The following is a 19,173-nucleotide window of genomic DNA, read 5'->3' as shown; positions in this document are numbered from 1 at the left end:
GACCGCAATCGACCGCAGCGCCACCTCAGTTGAAGGAGTGCTCCGCGGCGGGGAAGGAGCGCCCGCGCACGTCTTCGGCGAAGCGGGTCGCGGCGTCGGCGAGGATGCCGCCCACGTCGGCGTAGCGCTTGACGAACCGCGCCGTCCGACCGGTGTTCATCCCCGACATGTCGGTCCACACCAGCACCTGCGCGTCGCAGTCCGGACCGGCGCCGATGCCGACCGTCGGGATGCGCAGCTCGGCGGTGACCTGCTTGGCCGCATCGGCCGCCACCATCTCGAGCACGACCGCGAACGCGCCGGCCTCCTGCACCGCCAGCGCGTCGGCCAGCAGTTCCTCGGCCTTGTCGCCGCGTCCCTGCACCCGGTACCCGCCGAGCCCGTGCTCGCTCTGCGGGGTGAAACCGATGTGCGCCATGACCGGAATACCGGCGGATACCAGCGCTTCGACCTGCGGGGCGTAGCGCCGCCCGCCCTCCAGCTTGACCGCGTGCGCGCGCCCTTCCTTCATGAACCGCGTCGCGGTGGCCAGCGCCTGCTCCGGCGAGGCCTGGTAGGAGCCGAACGGCAGGTCGGCCACCACCAGCGAGTGCTCGGCGGAGCGGGTCACCGCGCGGACCAGCGGCAGCAGTTCGTCCACGGTCACCGGTAGCGAGGACTCGTAGCCGTAGACGTTGTTCGCCGCCGAGTCGCCGACCAGCAGCACGGGGATCCCGGCCTCGTCGAAGATCCGCGCCGTGTACATGTCGTAGGAGGTGAGCATCGGCCAGGCTTCGCCGCGCTCCTTCATCTGCTGCAGGTGGTGGATCCGGACTCGCCGCTTGGTGGGGGTCGAGCCGTACGGAGCAGCCGTTTCGCCCTGGTTATGGGCAGCAGTCATCGTTGACCGTCCTGTTCCCTCGAGGCCTGCTGAGCAGGTCCCCGGGTCGTTGCGGATGGTTGCACCGACAGCGTCGCACGGTCCGGCGCCTTCCCCGATACCCGGCGGAGCAACGTCACACCGGGAGGCTTTCGCCTCTTGCCACTGCGCGGCGCGAGCGGAGCATTCGGAGCGGGAGGGATCGGAGATGCGCAACCAGGACACCCACCGCAAGCTGCACGAGCTGTTCAACGAGCGCGAACTCGACGAGATCGACCACTACATCGGCGCCGACTTCGCCTACATCGACCACCCGCGGCGCGGCACCATGCACACGCTGGCCCAGTTCAAGGAGTGGCTGGGGGAGTGGATCAGCGCGTTCTCGGATGCGCGGGTGATCGGCGCGTCCTACGTCGACGGCCCCGGTTTCTCGGTGGCCTACTTCCACGCCCGCGGTCTGAACGACGGCAAGCTCCGCAGGCACGCCGCGACCGGCCGCCAGATGGACGCCGCCTTCTGCGAGACGTTGCGCTACGACCAGCACGGCCGGGCCATCGGCGGCGAGGTCTACTACGACCAGCTGACCTTGCTGGCCCAGCTGGGCCTGCTCGAGGAGGTCAAGGCCCGCCACGCGTGAGCGGTCAACCGATCCACGGCTCGGAGATGCGCTGGTAGGTGCCGTCGTGCATCGCCAGGTTGAGCCACTGGTCGACGTACTGCTGGAACACCACGTCGCCCTGCGGCAGCAGGTAGGCCTTCTCGCTGAAGGTGAACGGCTGGTCCGGGTGCAGCGAGCACAGCTCGGGGTGCTGCTTGGCCTGCCAGCGGGTCTCGGCGGCGTCGGTCATCATCAGGTCGGCCTTGCCGTCGATGATCTGCTGGAAGATCGTGTTGTTGTCCGGGTGGTCGACGATGGTGGCCCGCTTGAGGCGCTCCCGGGCGAACTTCTCGTTCGTGCCGCCGGGATTGACGACGGCCCGGACCCCGGGCTGGTCGATCTGCTCCAGCGTCTGGAACCGCGCGGCGTTCTCGCAGCGGGTGATCGGCGTCTTTCCGTCCACGACGTAGGCCTTGGTGAAGAACGCGGCGCGTGCGCGTTCCATCGTGATCGACACCCCGCCGACGGCGATGTCGCACTTGCCGGTGAAGTCCTCGACCAGCGTCTTCCAGGTGGTGGGCACGATGGTGGCCCGGACCCCGAGCTGCTCGGCCAGGTCGTGCGCCATGTCGATGTCGATGCCGCTCCACTCACCGGCCTGATCCCGGTAGGTGAACGGCCGGTAGTCCCCGGTGCTGCACACCCGGAGTTCCCCGCGCTGCACGACCTCGTCCAACCGGTTGGCGGCAGCCGCGGGCTCCGGTGCCGATGTGCACGACGCGCTCACCGCGACGACCCCGGCCACGACGACCCCGACCCCGAACCGCTTCCACCGCATACCGCCCACCTCTCGATCTCGGACGATCATGCATAACCCGCCAGACCGGCAAAATCCAGACCTGGATCGGTCACCGGGCAACCGCAGCCCGTCCGGTGCGTCAAAGGGGTGTGGAAGATCGGACGAGGATCAGATCTGCTGGTTTCTGGGCGGGGATCGCGGCGTTGTCGGTCTTCCCGCTCGCGCTGCTGATGATCTTCTACGACATGTGGACGATCGGCACGCTCTGGCGCAAGTGCGATCTCGTCGAAGCCGGCGGCGGTTTCATGCTGACCTTCATCGTCTTCCCGATCGCGATCGTCATCAACCTCCTCCTGGTGCCGATCGGTGCTCTGGTGTTCGCGATCTGCCGACGCGTCGCGAACCGCTTGGTGACCGAAAAGCAGTGGACGCGGGGCTCGGCGCAGGGCCTGATGATCCCGGTCGGCGCGGGTGCGGTGCTGGTGCTCGCGGTGCTCGCATCGGTGCTGATCGTGTCCGGCACCAACGCCCAGATCCCGTCGGACTACCCGACGACCTGCTACGAACTGGGCGACGGCAGTTTCCGAGGCCCGCAGCGATGAGTTCTGGGCGGCTCGGTGGTCTACCCGGGCAGGACTGAGGAGGTCGGTCATGGACGAGACGTTCACCGCGGAATTGCTGCAGAGCCCGGAGCCGGGCGGTTGGACCTACGTGGTCTGGCCGAGGTCGGCGGAGTACTTCGGCACCCGCGGTCTGGTGAAGGTCCGCGGCACGGTCGACGGCGAGCCGTTCCGGAGCTCCTTCATGGCCCTGGGCGACGGCACCCACAAGCTCCCGGTGAAGGCCGCGATCCGGGCGAAGATCGGCAAGCAGGCCGGGGACGAGGTCGTCGTCCGCCTGCTGGAGCGCCTCTGACCTGCGATTTCCGCGCTGGGAAAAACGGTGAAAAACATGATGCAACCAAAAGGCCGGCTCAACGTCTAATGGGACGGGGAGTGCGTGGGACGCGGGAGGGGGGGACCTGGGGGTACCTCCCTCCCGCACCCCGCGCCCCGCATCGCTTCAGGCCCCGGCTGATCGGATGATGCCCCGGTGACGTCCTTCTACCACGTGTGCTTCGTCGTGCCCGACCTGGAGCGCGCGATGCGCGACTTCGAGAACGCCAGCGGCGTCGAGTGGGGCGAACCGCAGACCAGCACCCTGGGCGACTGGCAGTACCGCATCGTCTTCACCCGGGGCGGAGCCCCGTTCATCGAGCTGATCGAGGGCCCACCGGGAAGCCCGTGGGACGCCTCGGCGGGAGCCCGCTTCGACCACCTCGGCTACTGGACGACGGACCTGCAAGCCGGCTCCCGGCGCCTGGAATCCCACGGCATCCCCGAGGACTTCTCCGGCTGCCCGCACGGCAGGGCCTTCGCCTACCACCGAATGGACTCGATCGGAGCCCGGATCGAACTGGTGGAAACGTCCCGCCAACCGGCCTTCCTCGAAACCTGGCACCCCACCGGCCCCCCGATGCCGACCATCGACGAAGCCCCCTGACGATGGTGAAGGCACTCTTCGGTCCGATGTGGATGAACGTTTGGCCTGGTGAAGACCCGTGAGTACTTTGGGGGGCTATAGCACCCCAAAGTACTCACGGGTCCTGACCAGGCATGACGTCCGAGGTTCTCGGCGCGAATCGCGTTGCGGTGGGAGGCTGGGCGCGGTCAGTGGGAAGGAGCCGCTCCATGTCTTTCACCCGCGCCGCCGAACCAGCCCTGACTACTCCGGCGCCGTCATCGCCCGGTAGGCGGGGCGGAGCAGGTCCACCGCCGAGTCGTCGCCGATCTTGACCGGGAGCGGGTCGAGTTCGTCGAGGATCGCGTCCGGTGCCGTGGTGCCCGTGGTCGGCGGCGGAGCCGGGGGTTCCGGGGCTGTCCAGAAGGTTTCCAGGGATGCCGACAGCGGTTCCGGCCCGGTCGGTTGTTCCGCCGCAGGTCCGGCGGTCGTGCCTCGGAGGGTGCGGAGGCGGTCGAGGAGTTCTTCCCGCGAGCGGCCGCGCCAGGCGAGGATCTGGAACGGGTCCGCGTCGAAGGACTCCGCCAGCAGGTAGCAGGTCGCCGCCAGGTGCTTGCACGGGATTTCCCAGTCCGGGCAGGAGCAGTCCATGGTCAGCTCGCGCATGGTCGTCGGGAACAGCTCCAGGCCGAGCTCAGCGAAGACGTCCTCGATGTCCTGCGGCATCTCCCCGGCGAGCAGCTTCGCCGCGTACAGCGCCTGACCGGCCAGCGCCCGCTCGACCTGGTCCCACTCCGCCGACGACAGCGCCTTGATGCCGATCCGCGCCCGGTACGGCTGGGGGCGGGATCCCTGGACCAGGCCGACCACCACGCTCGTCGACAGCGACAGGTTCAGCACCTGGCCGGCGCGCGCGTAGTTCTTCCCGCGTTGCAACCGGCCGCCCATGCCGAACGACTCCAGCACCTCGATGAACCGGCGCGACCACCAGGTCTGCGCGATCTCGCCGCGCTTGCTGCGCGCCTTGATGCCGCCCTCGACCCGAATCGGCTTGCTGGGCTTGGGGAATCCGCCGTACCAGTCACTCACCGATGGCCTCCGATTCCAGCGCCACCAGTTCGCGCAGCTGGCTGGTGGACAGCTCGGTCAGCCAGTTCTCGCCGGAGCCGACCACCAGCTGCGCCAGCGCCTTCTTGTCCGCCATCATCCGGTCGATCTTCTCCTCCAGGGTGCCGATGCAGGTCAGCTTGCGGACCTGCACGTCCCGGCGCTGCCCGATGCGGAACGCCCGGTCGGTGGCCTGGTCCTCGACCGCCGGGTTCCACCAGCGGTCGAGGTGGATGACGTGGTTGGCGGCGGTCAGCGTCAGCCCGGTGCCACCGGCCTTGAGCGACAGCAGGAAGATCGCCGGCCCGTCGGTCTCCTGGAACCGCCGGACCATCTCGTCGCGGGCCTTCTTCGACGTGCCGCCGTGCAGGAACAGCACTTCGGTGTCGAACCGGGCGGCCAGGTGCGGCACCAGCATCCCGGCGAAGCCCGCGAACTGCGTGAAGCACAGCGCCTTGTCGCCGTCGGCCAGCACCGATTCGAGGATCTCCTCCAACCGCGCCACCTTCCCGGACCGGTCGGGCAGCGGGGAGCCGTCGCCGAGCAGCTGCGCCGGGTGGTTGCAGACCTGCTTGAGCTTCGACATCGTCGCCAGCACCAGGCCGCGCCGCTCCATGCCCTCGCTGTCGGCGATGCGCGCCAGCATGTCGTCCACCACCGCCTGGTAGAGCGAGGCCTGCTCGGCGGTGAGGTTGCACAGCTGCTTCATCTCGATCTTGTCCGGCAGGTCGTCGATGATCGCCGGATCGGTCTTCACCCGCCGCAGCACGAAAGGCCCGGTGACCCGCCGCAGCCGCGCCGCGGCTTCGGTGTCGCCGTCGCGCTCGATCGGCACCGCGAACCGCGCCCGGAACGTGCTCAGCGAGCCGAGGACGCCCGGGTTGGCGAAGTCCATGATGGACCAGAGCTCGGCGAGCCGGTTCTCCACCGGTGTGCCGGTGAGCGCGATCCGCTGCCGCGCGGACAGCCCGCGCACCGCCCGCGACTGCCGGGCGTTGCTGTTCTTGATGTTCTGCGCCTCGTCGAGCACCACCCGCTCCCAGCGGATCTCCCGCAGCACGGCGGAATCCCGCGCGGCCAGGGGATAGGTGGTGATGACCAGGTCGTGCCCGCCGACCTCCTCCATCAGGTCCTCGCCGGTGAGCCGGTCGGAACCGTGATGGACGTGGACGTCCAGCGACGGCGCGAACTTCGCGGCCTCCCGCTGCCAGTTGCCGACCAGCGACATCGGGCAGACCAGCAGCGTCGGCCCGCGCGAACCTCCGGCCCGCGCCAGCGCTTCCAGCGCCAGCAGCTGCACGGTCTTGCCCAGGCCCATGTCGTCGGCGAGGCAGGCGCCCAGCCCGAGCCGGTCGAGGAACGCCAACCAGGCCAGACCACGTCGCTGGTACGGGCGCAAGGTCGCGTTGAACCCCTGGGGCGGCTCCACCGGTTCCAGGTGCTGCTCGAGCTGACCGGACAGCAGGTCGCCGACCCACCCGCGTCCGCTGACCTCCACGACCGGCATCGGCCGTTCGCCGTCCTCCGCGGGGAGCCCGGCCTGCAGCAGCACCTCACCGGCGGTCATCTGGCCGGATCCGGACTGCTCCAGGAACGCCAGCCCGGCCGCGAGCCGCTTGCGGTCGATCCGGACCCAGCGGCCGCGCAACCGGACCAGCGGAACCTTCGCGGCGGCCAGCTCTTCGAGCTCCGACTCGGTCAGCTGCTCGTTGCCGAGCGCCAGGTCCCAGCGGTAGTCGACCAGGTCGGCCAGTCCGACGCCGGACTCCTTGGCCACGGCACCGGCTGTTCCGGTGCTCGACGCGGTCAGCTTCAACCCGAGCTGCTCGGTGTGCCCCCACCAGGACGGCAGCAGGACGCCGAAACCCGCCTGGTCCAGCAGCGCAGCGCTGGTGAGGAACTCGTACGCGCCGGTGGCGTCCAGCAGCAGCTCGCTCGGGTGCGGCACGCGCAGCGCCGCGTCCAGCGCGGGGAAGATCCGGCTGGCCTCGCCGAGATCGGTGAGCAGCAGCTCCTCCGGCTCGTCGGTCCAGCGCTGCAGGACCATGCTGTCCGCGCGCCACACCTCGTCGGCCGACACCAGCACGCTCGGGTCGTCCACCGCCTGCAGCAGGAACTCCAGGCGCCAGTCCTCGTCGTCCTCGGGCGCGTGCAGCCGGAAGCAGGTCCGCACCGGGTTCTGCCTGCCGCCGCTGGCCCGCCAGGTCTCCAACTGCCGCGCGAGCCTGCGGACCTGGTTCTCGGCGCTGTCGAAGCGCGGCTCGCCGGTCAACGCCTTCAGCCAGGCCGCCGCTGCAGTCCGGCCTCCGGCCGGCTCGAGTTCCGCGACCCGGCTGCGCACGATGCCGTCGACCAGCACGTTCAGGGCGTTGCGCAGGACATCGGCCGGTGCGTCGCCGCGCTCGCAGCGGAACGCCGGTGGCATGGCGTCGCGCAGCGCCACGAAGTGCGCTGAATCCGTGCTGGACAACGCCGGTCGCCACCGCGCGGTCGGCCACTCGTTCTCGTCCAGCAGTGCGGGCAGCACGCGTCCCTGCGACACCAGCTGTTCGGCGAACTCGGCGACGCTGCGCAGGAAATGCGCCGAAGCGCCCAACCGGCAGCCGGGCACGCCCTCGTCCAGCAGCTCGATGACCGCCGCCGGGCTGCAGGCCACAGCGGGCACCAGCCACTCGCGCAGCCGCAGCTTCCCGCGCGGTGCGGGACCGGCGGTCAGCGGATCCCGGACCAGTTCCGGAGAAGCGACCGGTGCGGAGGCGTAGGACGGCAGCTGGACCGGGATCGAGTTGACCTTGAACTGCTCCCCGGTCAGCGCATCCCGCAGCGCCTCACCGGCAACCGCGAACGGATGCGCCAGCGGACCGCGCGGTGCGCGTCCCGGAATCCGCGCCGGCAGCGCGGAGTCCTCCGCCCACAGCACCAGACGTCCGTCCACAGTGCACAACGAGTGCACGGCCCACACCGGATGTTCCTCCTTCGGTCGCCGAGTCCCAGGCGATCCGCAAATTCAATGGAAATCCGCACGTCCAATTTCCATTGAATTTGCGGACCACCGACACCCGTCGGCGTGTCCGGCACCGACACGCCGGCAGTCCGCAGTTTCAATTGAAACTGCGAACCCGCACGAGGCGGGGCGCACACCTGAACCCGCGTGCTCGTCGACTCGTGAGCGGCGATGGTCGCAAGAACCACCATCGCCGCTCACGAGCCGGGCTCACGGCGCGATCTCTCGCCACCGGTTGGTCAGCGGGAGCCGCCGGTCCCGGCCGAACGCCTTGAACGTGATCTTGGTCCCCGGCGGGTACTGCCGCCGCTTGTACTCGGCGCGGTCCACCATCTGCAGCACCCGCTCGACCAGCTCGGCGTCGAAGCCCTCGGCGATCAGGTCCGCGTAGCTGCGGTCGCTCTCCACGTAGCCGTCCAGCACCACGTCGAGCACGTCGTACTCGGGCAGCGAGTCCTGGTCCACCTGGTCCGGCCGCAGCTCCGCCGACGGCGGCTTGGTGATCGAGTTCTCCGGGATCGGCGGCACCTCGCCGCGCTTCTCCGCATCCGCGTTGCGCCACTGCGCCAGCTTCCACACCAGCGTCTTCGGCACGTCCTTGATCGGCGCGAAGGCACCCACCGCGTCGCCGTACATGGTGGAGTAGCCCACCGCCAGCTCGGTCTTGTTCCCGGTCGCCAGCACCAGGTGCCCGCGCTGGTTGGACAGCGCCATCAGCAGCACGCCGCGGGCGCGCGCCTGCACGTTCTCCTCGGCCAGCCCGGCCAGCTCCAGCTGCCGCACGTACACGTCGACCATGTCGGCGATCGGCTGCACCTCGAAGTGGCAGCCGATGCGCTCGGCCAGTTCGGCGGCGTCGGAGCGGGAGTGCTCGGAGGAGTAGTTCGACGGCATCGAAACGCCGTGCACCGCGTCCGCACCGAGCGCGTCCGCGGCCAGCGCCGCGACGACCGCCGAGTCGATGCCGCCGGAGAACCCGAAGGTCACCGACCGGAAACCGTTCTTGTGCACGTAGTCGCGCAGCCCGGTGACCAGCGCGCCCCACACCTCGGCCTCGTCGTCCAGCGGCTCGGCAGGGGGAGCGGACGCCAGCGGCTCGTAGCTCGGCAGCGGTTCGGGCTGCACCACGATCCGCTGCACGTCGAAGGCCGGCATCCGCATCGGACCCGGCTCGGCGGACACCGTGGTCGAGGTGTGGCCGCCCGCGGTCAGCTCCAGGTCCTGCAGCAGCAGGTGCTCGGCGAACTGCGGCGCCCGCGCGGTGATCTCGCCGTCCCCCGCGGCGATCATCGAATCGCCGTCGAAGACCAGCTCGTCCTGCGCGCCGACCAGGTTGACGTAGGCCAGCGGCGCCCCGGCTTCGGCCGCCCGCCGCACGACCAGCGGGGTGCGGACGTCGTCCTTGGCGCGCTCGTAGGGCGAGCCGTTGAGGCACACCACGAGGTCCACGCCGACCTGGCCCAGCGCGGCCACCGGGCCGCCGTTCTGCCAGATGTCCTCGCAGATCACCACGCCGACGTCCAGCCCGTGGAACCGCACGATCGGCAGGTCGAAACCGGGCGCGAAGTAGCGGGCCTCGTCGAACACGCCGTAGTTCGGCAGGTGGTGCTTGTGGTAGGTCGCCACGATCTCGCCGCCGTAGAGCAGCGACGCGGAGTTGCGCGGACCTTGGTCGTCGCGGCCGAGGTGCCCGACGATCACCAGCGCGTCGCCGCAACCGGCCTCCTGCAACCGGCGGGCGAGCTGCTCGACCTCGGCGAGGTTGGCCGCGGCGAACGACTTGCGCAGCGCGAGGTCCTCGACCGGGTAACCCGACAGCACCATCTCGGGGAACGCCACCAGGTGGGCGCCCTCCTGCACGGCGCGACGGGTCCACTCCAGGACCATCGAGCTGTTCCCGGCGATGTCGCCGACGCATGCGTTGACCTGTGCGAGTGCGATGCGCAACTGGGGCATGGCCCCATCTTCGCGCACCCGACCGGGCGGTGTCGTCCCGCCCGGCGCGGCTCACACCGCTCCCCGCATGTCACGATCCTGTGGTGAACCGCCTACTGACAGTGCTCTCCGCCGTCGTCGTGCTGGGCGCCGCCGCGTGCAGCCTGCCGACGCAGAGCCCCCAGCCGCTGCAGCCGCACACGGAGCGGAAGGGTCCGGTCGGACCGGTTCCGCCGGGCTTGGAGCGCTTCTACGGCCAGGAGCTGTCGTGGGGGCCCTGCGCGCCTTACGCCCGGACCGAGAGCGACCGGACCGCTTACGCCAGCCCCGGTATCGAGTGCGCGCGCCTGCAGGTCCCGATGGACTACGCCGCCCCGCAGGGCGAGGCGATCACCATCGGCGTCCTGCGCAGCCCGGCCACCGACCAGCAGCAGAAGATCGGTTCGCTGCAGATCAACCCCGGTGGTCCGGGGGCGTCCGGGATGAGCACGGCGGCCAGCCTGGCCGGATCGATTCGCAGCACCGAGCTGGGGGAGCGGTTCGACCTGATCGGCTTCGACCCGCGCGGCATCGGCGCCTCCGATCCGGAGGTGCGGTGCCTGACCGACCAGGAGCGCGATGCCGACCGGTTGGACTCCGACGCGGACACCTCGCCGGCTGGGGTGGCGCAGACCGAGAGCGAGGAGCGCGACTACGCGAGCAAGTGCGCCCAGCGCACCAACCCGAAGCTGCTGGCCAACGTCGGCACGCGCGACGTCGCCCGGGACATGGACGTGCTCCGCTCGGCGCTCGGCGACGAGAAGCTCAACTACGTCGGCTACTCCTACGGCACCCGGATCGGCGCGGAGTTCGCCGAGAAGTTCCCCGGCAACGTGCGGGCGATGGTGCTCGACGGCGCGATCGACCCGGGCCAGTCGGCCATCGACCAGCTGGTGGCGCAGGGTGCCGGGTTCCAGCGCGCCTTCAACGACTTCGCGGTCTGGTGCGCGGCGCGCCAGCAGTGCTCGCTGGGGCGCGACCCGAAGACCGCGGTGGCGCAGTTCCAGCAGATCACCCGTCCGCTGGTGGAGCGCCCGGTGCGCGCCGGTGACGGCCGCGAGCTGTCCTACAAGGACGCCACGATGGGCGCGATCCAGGCGCTCTACACACCTAGTCTCTGGGACCAGCTGGACGGCGGGCTCGCCGAGCTGCGCCAGGGCAGCGGCCGGACCCTGCTCGCGCTCTCCGACAGCTACTTCAGCCGCGACCAGAGCGGCCGCTACTCCAACACCAACGACGCCTTCGACGCCGTGCACTGCGTCGACGACCAGCGCGTGATGGATCCGAACGTGCGCCGCGAGGCCGACCGCCGCTACCGCGAGGCGGCGCCGTTCCTCGACGACGGCAACCCGCCGAGCGCGGCGCTCGACATGTGCGCGTTCTGGCCGGTCCCGGTCACCGGCGAACCGACCGAGCCCGAAGTCGGCGCGCTGCCCCCGACGCTGGTGATCTCCACCACCGGTGACCCGGCGACGCCCTACGACGCGGGCGTCAAGCTCGCCGACGCGCTGCACGGTCGCCTGCTCACCTTCGAGGGCACCCAGCACACGGTGTTCATGCAGGGCGTTTCCTGCGTCGACGACGCCGGCACGCGGTACCTGGTCGACCTGAAGGTCCCCGCTGACGGAGCTCGCTGCTCGTCGAAGTGACCAACGTGCAGAAGGGCGTCTCCCGGCCGGGGAGGCGCCCTTCGCCACGTCCGGGCTGCCGCCGTGCGAACCAACCCGTGCGTCCGCCGAGGCGGCCGAACGGACGATGGTGAAGCAGATCACATCGCATCTATCGTCTGGCAATGGACAAAGCGGACGAAGGTGGGCGTGGAGCCAGCGAGCAGAGCGTGACATCGGCGCTGCTGTCCGGCGGCACATACCGGGGATTGGGCGAACAGGTCCTCTCCCCGGCGGAGGAGCGGTTCGAGCGGGCCCGCCGCACCGCGGGGCTGTTCCTGGCCCCGGCGCTGACCGTCCTGTTCCTCCTGCTGCCGACCGAACTCGAACCGGCCCAGCACAAGCTCGCCGCAGTGCTCCTCGGCGTCATCGTGCTGTGGGTCTGCGAACCGGTGCCGATCCCCGTCGGCGGGCTCATCGGCGTCGGCGCGGTGGTGGTCCTCGGCGTCCTGCCGCCCGACGACGTCCTCGCGCCGTTCGGCTCCTCCACCGTCTTCACCTTCATCGGGGCGTTCATCCTCGCCCAAGCGATGCTCCGCCACGGCGTGGCCAGGCGTTTCGCGTTCACGATCCTGTCGCTGCCCGGTGTCGGCCGCAGCGCCTCGCGGGTGATCATCGCCTTCGGGGTGATCACCTGCCTGCTGTCCGCGGTGGTGTCCAACACCGCGACCGTCGCGATGCTGCTGCCCACCGCCGTCGGCATCCTCGCGGTCATCGCCGAGCTGGTCCGCAAGCAGCTGCCGGAAGGTGCGCCGTTCGACCCGCTGCGGCTGCGGGTCGGAGTCGCCCTGATGCTGATGCTCGCCTACGGCGCCAGCGTCGGCGGCCTGCTCACCCCGATCGGCTCGCCGCCGAACCTGATCGGCCGCGGACTGATCGAAGAAGCCACCGGCCAGCGCATCTCCTTCCTGCAGTGGATGGCCATGGCCGCGCCGGTCTGCCTGCTGATGTTCGCGGTGCTGGCCGGCGTCTTGCTGCTGCTCAACCGGCCCGAGATCAACAAGCTGTCCGGCGTCGAGGACTACGTCGCCGCTGAACGCGCCAAGCTCGGCAAGCTCTCGCGAGCGGAGAAGAACACGCTGATCGCCTTCGCCGTCACGGTCGCGCTGTGGGTGACGCCCGGCGTGGTCGCGCTGGTCGCGGGCAACGACTCGCCGGCCTACGACCTGATCAGCGACCGGCTCGACGAGGGCATCGTCGCCGTGCTCGGCGCGGCGCTGCTGTTCCTGCTGCCCACCGACTGGTCCCAGCGCCGCTTCACGCTCACCTGGACCGAGGCCAGCCGCATCGACTGGGGCACGGTGGTGCTGTTCGGCACCGGCATCATCTTCGGCTCCCTGCTCGCCGAAACCGAGCTCGCCCAGACCATCGGCCGGGGAGCGGCCGACGCGCTGGGCTTCTCCAGCACCGTCGCGATCACCATCTTCGCCATCGCGCTGGCGGTGCTGATCTCCGAGACGACCTCGAACACCGCCGCCGCAGCGGTCGTGGTGCCGATCGTGATCCCGATCGCGGTCGCCGCCGGGACCAACCCGTTCGTGCCCGCCCTGGCCGCGACCTTCGCCGCGTCCTTCGGGTTCATGCTGCCGGTGTCGACCCCGCAGAACGCGGTGGTCTACGGCTCGGGAGCGGTGCCGATCACCAAGATGATCCGCACCGGAGCCGTCTTCGACATCGCCGGCGCGGTGCTGATCGCCCTCGTCCTGCCGCCCATGATCGCCCTCATCGGTTTCGGGTGACCCGGGGTTCATGGACCAGTTACGCGATTCGGCGCTGGAACTCTTAGGCTGCGAGCATGAACCGCCAGCAGGAGTTCGTGCTCCGCACCTTGGAGGAACGTGACATCCGCTTCGTGCGGCTGTGGTTCACCGACGTCCTCGGCATGCTCAAGTCGGTAGCGATCTCGCCCGCCGAGTTGGAAGGCGCCTTCGCCGAGGGCATCGGGTTCGACGGCTCGGCCATCGAGGGCTTCGCCCGGATCTACGAATCGGACATGGTCGCCAAGCCGGACCCGGCCACCTTCCAGGTGCTGCCCTGGGAGACCCCGGACGGCGAGCACTACTCGGCCCGGATGTTCTGCGACATCCACATGCCCGACGGCTCCCCGTGCTGGTCGGACCCGCGGCACGTCCTGCGCCGCACCCTGGCCAGGGCCACCGAGTCGGGCTTCACCTGCTACGTGCACCCCGAGATCGAGTTCTTCCTGCTCAAGAACCTGCCCGACGACGGTTCCGAGCCGGTGCCCGCCGACTCCGGCGGCTACTTCGACCAGGCCAGCCACGACGCCGCCCCGCACTTCCGGCGCAACGCCATCGAAACGCTCGAGGCGATGGGCATCTCGGTGGAGTTCAGCCACCACGAGGGCGCGCCCGGCCAGCAGGAGATCGACCTGCGCTACGCCGACGCGCTGACCATGGCCGACAACGTGATGACCTTCCGGTACGTGGTCAAGGAAGTCGCCATGACCCAAGGCGTGCGCGCCTCGTTCATGCCGAAGCCCTTCAGCGCCCAGCCCGGATCGGGCATGCACACCCACTTCAGCCTCTTCGAGGGCGACCAGAACGCCTTCTACCACCCGGAGAACCCGTTCGAGCTCTCCGACGTCGGCCGCGCGTTCGTGGCCGGCATCCTGCACCACGCCCGCGAGATCAGCGCGGTGACCAACCAGTGGGTCAACTCCTACAAGCGCCTGATCGTCGGCGGCGAGGCCCCGACGGCGGTGTGCTGGGGCCACGCGAACCGCTCGGCCCTGGTCCGGGTGCCGATGTACTCGCCGGGCAAGGCGTCCTCGCGCCGCGTCGAGGTCCGCAACCTGGACTCGGCCTGCAACCCGTACCTGGCCTACGCGGTGATCCTCGCGGCTGGCCTGCGCGGCGTGGACAAGGGCTACGAGCTGCCGCCCGCCACCGAGGACGACGTGTGGGGCCTGACCGAGCGCGAGCGCAAGGCGGCCGGCTACGCCAACCTCCCGCAGAACCTCAACGAGGCGCTGAGCGAGCTGGAGTCCTCCGAGCTGGTCGCCGAAACACTGGGCGAGCACGTCTTCGACTTCTTCCTCCGCAACAAGCGCGAGGAGTGGAACGCCTACCGCAGCCACGTAACGCCCTACGAGCTACGCACCCTGATGCCGATGCTCTGAGAATCTGTCTGACGTACTCGGTTTGCGTGGCGGTGCGGGTGGCGGAACCTCAGACACCGCCTGGCTGTGGGATCCCGTTCTTATGTATGTCCAATACACGGCGAACGGGCTGTCCTCGCCAGGCGGCGTCTGAGAACCCGCGGCGGTGCCGGTTGCTTAGGTGGGCTAAACGCCTTCGGCGTTTCAAAGACAGAGCTAAAACCGGCCCGACACGCCGAGGCGTGTCGGAACGATCGGGGAGCGGTCGGGATCTTCCGAGGTCATCGAGGCCCCGGCGCCGTCGTGCGGGCGGAGTTCGCCGCCGGCGCCGGGGCTCGTGGGGTTGGGCTTCTGATCGGTGCTCGGGTAGCGATAGGTTGCGGCCGTGACTGATTCGCAGGCGAAGCACGACCCGATCAGCTCCGGGAGCTCCGAGGAGTCCTCCCTGCAGTCCGGTGTGCTGGAGCAGTCGGCGGAGCTGTTCGAACCGGAGTGGCCCGCGGAGACGCCAGGTGAGCCGGCCGCGGGCACGCTGCTCGGGTGCACCCTGGCCTGCCCGGACCAGCTCCCGGCCGCCAGGGTCCTGCGGGACACCTTCCGCCGCCACCACCCGGACGCGAGGTTCGCGCTCCTGCTGGTGGACCAGCCGGGCCAGGCGGAGGCGGACGCGTTGTCGGTCACCGACATCGGCCTCGACCCGCAGGAGTTCGCCCGGTTGGCCGTCGGGTGCACCGCCGAGCAGCTGCGCAACGTCCTGCGCCCGCGGTTCCTGCAGCACCTGCTCAAGACCGGTCACACGACCCTGTACTTCGAACCGTCCGTGCAGGTCTTCGGCCGCTTCGACGACCTGCTGACCGGCCTGACCCCGGACCGCCCGGTCGCGCTGGTGCCGCGCGTGCTGCGCCCGCTCGCGGTGGACGGCCTGCGCCCCAGCCCGGCCGACCTCGCCGAATCGGGAACCTTCGACCCGAGCGTCTTCGCGGTCCGCCCCGGCGCCGAGCAGCTGCTCGAGACCTGGGTGGAACAGCTGCGCAGCGATCCGACGATGGTCACGCCGGTCCTCGACGACGCCCCGGCGCTCGTCGACCACAAGGTGATCCGCGATCCCGGCGTCGGCCTGTCGGTGTGGAACGCCGCGCAGCGCGAACTCGCGGTCTCCAGCGAAGGCAAGCACACGGTCGACGGCGCGGTGCTGCGCAGCGTGCACTTCGACGGCTTCCAACCGCAGCGCCCCTGGCTGCTCTCCACGACTTACGCCGACCGCCCGCGCATCCTGCTCTCCGAGCACCAGGCGCTCGCCGGGTTGTGCGCCGGCTACCGGAACGCGCTGGTCGAAGCGGGCTACACGCGCGAGGAGCCGCACCCGTTCGACGCCCTGCCGGACGGTGCGGTGCTCCCGAACACCCTCCGCCGCGACTACCTCGGTGCCTGGCTCGACGGCGAAGCCCCGCCGAGCCCGTTCGAGCAGGACGCGCTGCCGGAGTTCCAGGAGTGGGCCTGCGCCCCGGCCGACGACCAGCAGCGCGCCGCGGGCGGTTCGCGCTGGACGGCAGCGGTGTGGACGGACGACCCGGTCCTGCGCCGCGACTACCCGGACCCGTTCGGCGCCGACGCGGAGGCCTTCCACGAGTGGTGCGTCGGGGTCGGGGTGGCCAGCGGCCGCGTCCCGGCCGACGCGGTGCACCGCAGGACCGGCAACCGCGCAGCCCTCGTGGATCAGCTCGGCGTAGCGGTCCTGGGCCGAGGTCCCCTCGCGGAACTGCTGCGGGACGCGGTCGGCGCATCCGGCCTGCCGTCCGCGGACACCGCCTACTACCCGGTCGTCCTGCGCTGCGACCCCGACCTGCCGGTGCCGGTCGGCCGGTACGTGATCGACGTGCACACCGGCACGGCCGGCTCCGACGACGTCGCGGAGACCTGGGTGCTCTCCGAGAACAGCCGGACCGCGGCCCGTCGCAGCGGTGCGAAGACCCGGGTGGTCACGCTGCCCGCACCCGAACGCGACCTCGTCGACCTGCCGACCCGCAAGGGCATGCGCGCCCGGTTCGAGCTGTCCGACGAGTTCGTCGTCGCCTCCTGCGCGGACCACGCCGCCGAGCGCGCGGACAACGCACTGGGCGTGGTCAGCGCATTCCTCGCCGCGTTCCCGGAACGAGACGACGTGCGCCTGCTGATCGGCGTGGTCGGCGCGGACAGGTTCCCCGAAGCGGCCGAACGCCTGCGCCTGGCCACCGCGGCCGACCCGCGCATCCAGCTCGTCGAGGAGGAGTTCGACCTCCGAGCCCTGCTGTCCGCCTCGGACTGCTTCGCGTCGTTGCACCGCGCCGGAGCAACCGACGACCACGTGCTGAGGCTCCTCGAAGTCGCCGCGCACGGCATCCCGGTGATCGCCGGGGACCACGGCGCGGTCGCCGAGATCTTCGGAGCAGAAGCGGCTCGCCTCGTGCCCTGCCAGGGCGCTGGCGAACCCGACATCGACGCGGCCGCAGAACTGCTCCGCCAAGCCGCCGACGACGCCGACGCAACCGCGGCTTTCGGCGTCGCGGCGAGGGAGAACCTGCTGGCCACGCACACCGTGGCCCGAGCAGGCGCCCGCCTCCGCGAGCGGGTCGAGCACGCCTACCGGAACTGGCGCACGAAGTGGTCGACCGACAGCCACGGCCAGTTCGACGACCCGCTGCGCCCCCTCCTGGTGGCCCGCCACGCGCTGCACCGCGCCCCCGACACGGGCGTCGGCAGCCGCAACTCGATGGCCCCGGCCCTGCGCAAAGCGGTGCTCAAGGCGCTGAGCCACTACGACGAGCACATCCGCGACGTCATGCGCTCGATGGTCGACGGCGTCGAGCAGACCGCATCGGAGCTCCTGCGCCGCCAGTACGAGGCGGATGGCGACGGCGACGTGGAAGCGATGCGCGCCGAGCTCGCCCAGTTCGCCCAGCGCCAGGACCAGCTCGGCGCGCAGCTCATGGGCACCGAGGACGGAGTGGTCAGAGCCCGCGCAGACCTGGCCGAGCAGCACCGCCGGCTGCGCGAGCTCGAAACCGGCACGGTCGACGATTCCCGGGTGAACGCCCTCGCCGAACGCCTGGACAGCCTGACCGGCGCGGTCGAGCGGATCCTCGACCGCATGGACGCGCTGGAGAAGCGCCAGTCCTCCGGCCAGGGCGTCGAAGCCTCCGTGCGCGCCGCATCGACCGACGCCGCGAACGCCCTGCAGCGCACCGATGTCCTCCAACGCATCTTGCTCCGCGAGCACGAGCGCAACGTCGGCGGCGGGGATGGCACGACAACACCAGTGCTCTGCGACGCAGGCCTGCTGCGCTTGCCCGCCGACGACAGCTTCATGCTCCCGTGGCTGTCCTCGCACCCGACCTGGGACACCGACGCCTCCGCGCTGATCGACTCGTTGCTGGAGCCGGACGGAATCTTCCTCGACATCGGTGCCTACGTCGGCTACCAAACCGTGCGAGTGCTCAGCCGCCTCGGGAACAGCGGGGCAGTGGTCGCGGTGGAACCGTGCCCGCGCAGCGCGGAACTGCTCAAGCGCAACGTCGAGGTCAACGTCCCAGCTGCGTGGGGCCACCGCATGGTGCTTCTGGAAGGCGCGGCCTGGGACGCCCCGTGCGACATGACCTCCGAAGCTTCGCTGGCCGGCGGCCTGTCGGTGTCGCCGGCGGAAGACGGCGAGGAAGCCTCCGTGCGAGGCATCCGCCTGGACCGGGAGCTGGAAGGCCACGCAGCCCTGCGCGACCTGAAGCTGTCGGTCGTGCACGTCGACGTCGGTGCCCGGGTGCACCGGGTGCTCGGCGGCCTGGTCCGACTCCTCCGCAGGGATCGCCCATCGATCGTGTGCTCCTTCACCCCGGCGGCGATCAGCCAACTGGGGGATGACCCAGCGGCGGCGCTCCGCGAGTTCGGAACCTGGGGTTACGAGCTCGTCCCGGTCGGCCGAACCCGCCCGGTCGGTGCGTCTGACCTGCTAGAAGCCATCAACGCGGCCGGATCGGCGAGCACCGTGAAGCTCTGGCTGCGCCCGAAGCACAAGTAGCGGTGATCCGCTGCCCGAGCGAAGTCAAGGGGCTGACCAGGCGATTTGACTTTGACGCAGAGTGTGCGTAACTTTCTCTTCGCCGCACGGAAAGCCGAACGGACCGGGACGCAAGAGCCCGGCGAGGACGGCAGCGGGAGCGCCCAGGAGGACGGAAACGACCTCCGCGGAGCGCACACCGGCCGGGACGCGCGGGTTTGACACCGCGAAGCGAACCGGGTAACGTAAAGCGGTCGCCAGGGATCCGATAGGAAACCAGGCGCGTTGATAACTGAAGCAAGGCTCGGTCTTCGGAGAGATCAGCGAGGGGCACCCCCCCTGAAACCCCGAAAACAGAGCCTGCTAGAGTTACCGACACAAGAAAGCGAAAGAAAATGCTCCCCGGAGCTTCACGGCCTGGAATTGGTTGTGGGTGATGGTGTGGGTGTGTTCTTTGAGAACTCAACAGCGGACTGTTTTGGTTAGTGTTCTTTTATGCCCCCGACCATGACCTGTGTGT

General features: G+C 70.1%; 13 protein-coding genes. 8 read left to right on the top strand and 5 right to left on the bottom strand.

Features of this window, described 5'->3' with window-relative positions; all coding sequences use genetic code 11:
* Nucleotides 1-25: 25 nt before the first annotated feature.
* On the bottom strand, nt 26-880 hold the full coding sequence (gene panB / locus OU415_RS16895; RefSeq protein WP_270949777.1) for a 3-methyl-2-oxobutanoate hydroxymethyltransferase: 855 nt from the start codon (nt 878-880) through the stop codon (nt 26-28).
* A 187-nt stretch (nt 881-1,067) separates the two neighbouring features.
* Between panB and OU415_RS16890 the strand changes: the two genes are divergently transcribed.
* The gene (locus OU415_RS16890) at nt 1,068-1,496 is read left to right on the top strand and encodes a nuclear transport factor 2 family protein (RefSeq protein ID WP_270949776.1); all 429 of its coding nucleotides are present in this window, start codon (nt 1,068-1,070) and stop codon (nt 1,494-1,496) included.
* Between the two features lie 4 nt (nt 1,497-1,500).
* On the opposite strand, the gene OU415_RS16885 is transcribed toward OU415_RS16890, so the two are convergent.
* Nucleotides 1,501-2,295 carry a transporter substrate-binding domain-containing protein gene (locus tag OU415_RS16885; RefSeq protein WP_270949775.1) on the bottom strand — a complete coding sequence of 265 codons (795 nt, stop codon included), beginning with the start codon at nt 2,293-2,295 and terminating at the stop codon, nt 1,501-1,503.
* Nucleotides 2,296-2,459: 164 nt separating this feature from the next.
* Between OU415_RS16885 and OU415_RS16880 the strand changes: the two genes are divergently transcribed.
* From OU415_RS16880 to OU415_RS16870, 3 genes are all read left to right on the top strand, one after another.
* Nucleotides 2,460-2,858, top strand: coding sequence for a hypothetical protein (locus OU415_RS16880; RefSeq protein ID WP_270949774.1), 399 nt, complete (start codon nt 2,460-2,462; stop codon nt 2,856-2,858).
* Nucleotides 2,859-2,907: 49 nt separating this feature from the next.
* Nucleotides 2,908-3,171 carry a DUF1905 domain-containing protein gene (locus OU415_RS16875; RefSeq protein WP_270949773.1) on the top strand — a complete coding sequence of 88 codons (264 nt, stop codon included), beginning with the start codon at nt 2,908-2,910 and terminating at the stop codon, nt 3,169-3,171.
* A gap of 177 nt (nt 3,172-3,348) precedes the next feature.
* Complete coding sequence (locus OU415_RS16870; protein WP_270949772.1) at nt 3,349-3,798, top strand: VOC family protein; 450 nt, start codon at nt 3,349-3,351, stop codon at nt 3,796-3,798.
* A 222-nt stretch (nt 3,799-4,020) separates the two neighbouring features.
* Here OU415_RS16870 and OU415_RS16865 read toward each other — a convergent pair whose 3' ends face one another.
* The 3 genes from OU415_RS16865 to OU415_RS16855 all read right to left on the bottom strand — a co-directional run bounded on the left by OU415_RS16865 (nt 4,021) and on the right by OU415_RS16855 (nt 9,823).
* Nucleotides 4,021-4,845, bottom strand: a complete 825-nt coding sequence (locus OU415_RS16865) for an SWIM zinc finger family protein (protein WP_270949771.1) — start codon at nt 4,843-4,845, stop codon at nt 4,021-4,023.
* A complete protein-coding gene (locus OU415_RS16860; protein ID WP_270949770.1) occupies nt 4,838-7,825 on the bottom strand; it encodes a DEAD/DEAH box helicase in 2,988 nt (995 codons plus the stop codon). Before OU415_RS16860 ends, OU415_RS16865 begins: the two co-directional genes overlap by 8 nt.
* 252 nt (nt 7,826-8,077) lie before the next feature.
* A complete protein-coding gene (locus OU415_RS16855; protein WP_270949769.1) occupies nt 8,078-9,823 on the bottom strand; it encodes an NAD+ synthase in 1,746 nt (581 codons plus the stop codon).
* A gap of 83 nt (nt 9,824-9,906) precedes the next feature.
* On the opposite strand from OU415_RS16855, the gene OU415_RS16850 reads away from it, so the two are divergent.
* The 4 genes from OU415_RS16850 to OU415_RS16835 all read left to right on the top strand — a co-directional run bounded on the left by OU415_RS16850 (nt 9,907) and on the right by OU415_RS16835 (nt 18,674).
* Nucleotides 9,907-11,490 (top strand): alpha/beta hydrolase, encoded by a 1,584-nt coding sequence (locus OU415_RS16850; protein WP_270949768.1) that lies wholly within the window; start codon nt 9,907-9,909, stop codon nt 11,488-11,490.
* Between the two features lie 143 nt (nt 11,491-11,633).
* Complete coding sequence (locus OU415_RS16845) at nt 11,634-13,247, top strand: SLC13 family permease (RefSeq protein ID WP_270949767.1); 1,614 nt, start codon at nt 11,634-11,636, stop codon at nt 13,245-13,247.
* A gap of 56 nt (nt 13,248-13,303) precedes the next feature.
* Entirely contained in the window at nt 13,304-14,647 is a 1,344-nt protein-coding gene (gene glnA / locus OU415_RS16840) for a type I glutamate--ammonia ligase (protein ID WP_270949766.1), read from the top strand.
* A 364-nt stretch (nt 14,648-15,011) separates the two neighbouring features.
* Complete coding sequence (locus OU415_RS16835) at nt 15,012-18,674, top strand: FkbM family methyltransferase (protein WP_270949765.1); 3,663 nt, start codon at nt 15,012-15,014, stop codon at nt 18,672-18,674.
* Nucleotides 18,675-19,173 lie beyond the last annotated feature (499 nt).

It is taken from the genome of Saccharopolyspora oryzae (assembly GCF_027853915.1).
GTDB classification, from domain to species: domain Bacteria; phylum Actinomycetota; class Actinomycetes; order Mycobacteriales; family Pseudonocardiaceae; genus Saccharopolyspora; species Saccharopolyspora oryzae.
The sequence above is the reverse complement of the archived record's forward strand: the minus strand, read 5'-3'. Positions and strand labels throughout refer to the sequence as shown.

Excerpts from the sequence above, each read along its gene's own strand:
- panB (WP_270949777.1), bottom strand. The coding sequence starts at position 880 with ATGACTGCTGCCCATAACCAGGGCGAAACGGCTGCTCCGTACGGCTCG.
- OU415_RS16890 (WP_270949776.1), top strand. The coding sequence starts at position 1,068 with ATGCGCAACCAGGACACCCACCGCAAGCTGCACGAGCTGTTCAACGAG.
- OU415_RS16885 (WP_270949775.1), bottom strand. The coding sequence starts at position 2,295 with ATGCGGTGGAAGCGGTTCGGGGTCGGGGTCGTCGTGGCCGGGGTCGTC.
- OU415_RS16875 (WP_270949773.1), top strand. The coding sequence starts at position 2,908 with ATGGACGAGACGTTCACCGCGGAATTGCTGCAGAGCCCGGAGCCGGGC.
- OU415_RS16855 (WP_270949769.1), bottom strand. The coding sequence starts at position 9,823 with ATGCCCCAGTTGCGCATCGCACTCGCACAGGTCAACGCATGCGTCGGC.
- OU415_RS16845 (WP_270949767.1), top strand. The coding sequence starts at position 11,634 with ATGGACAAAGCGGACGAAGGTGGGCGTGGAGCCAGCGAGCAGAGCGTG.
- glnA (WP_270949766.1), top strand. The coding sequence starts at position 13,304 with ATGAACCGCCAGCAGGAGTTCGTGCTCCGCACCTTGGAGGAACGTGAC.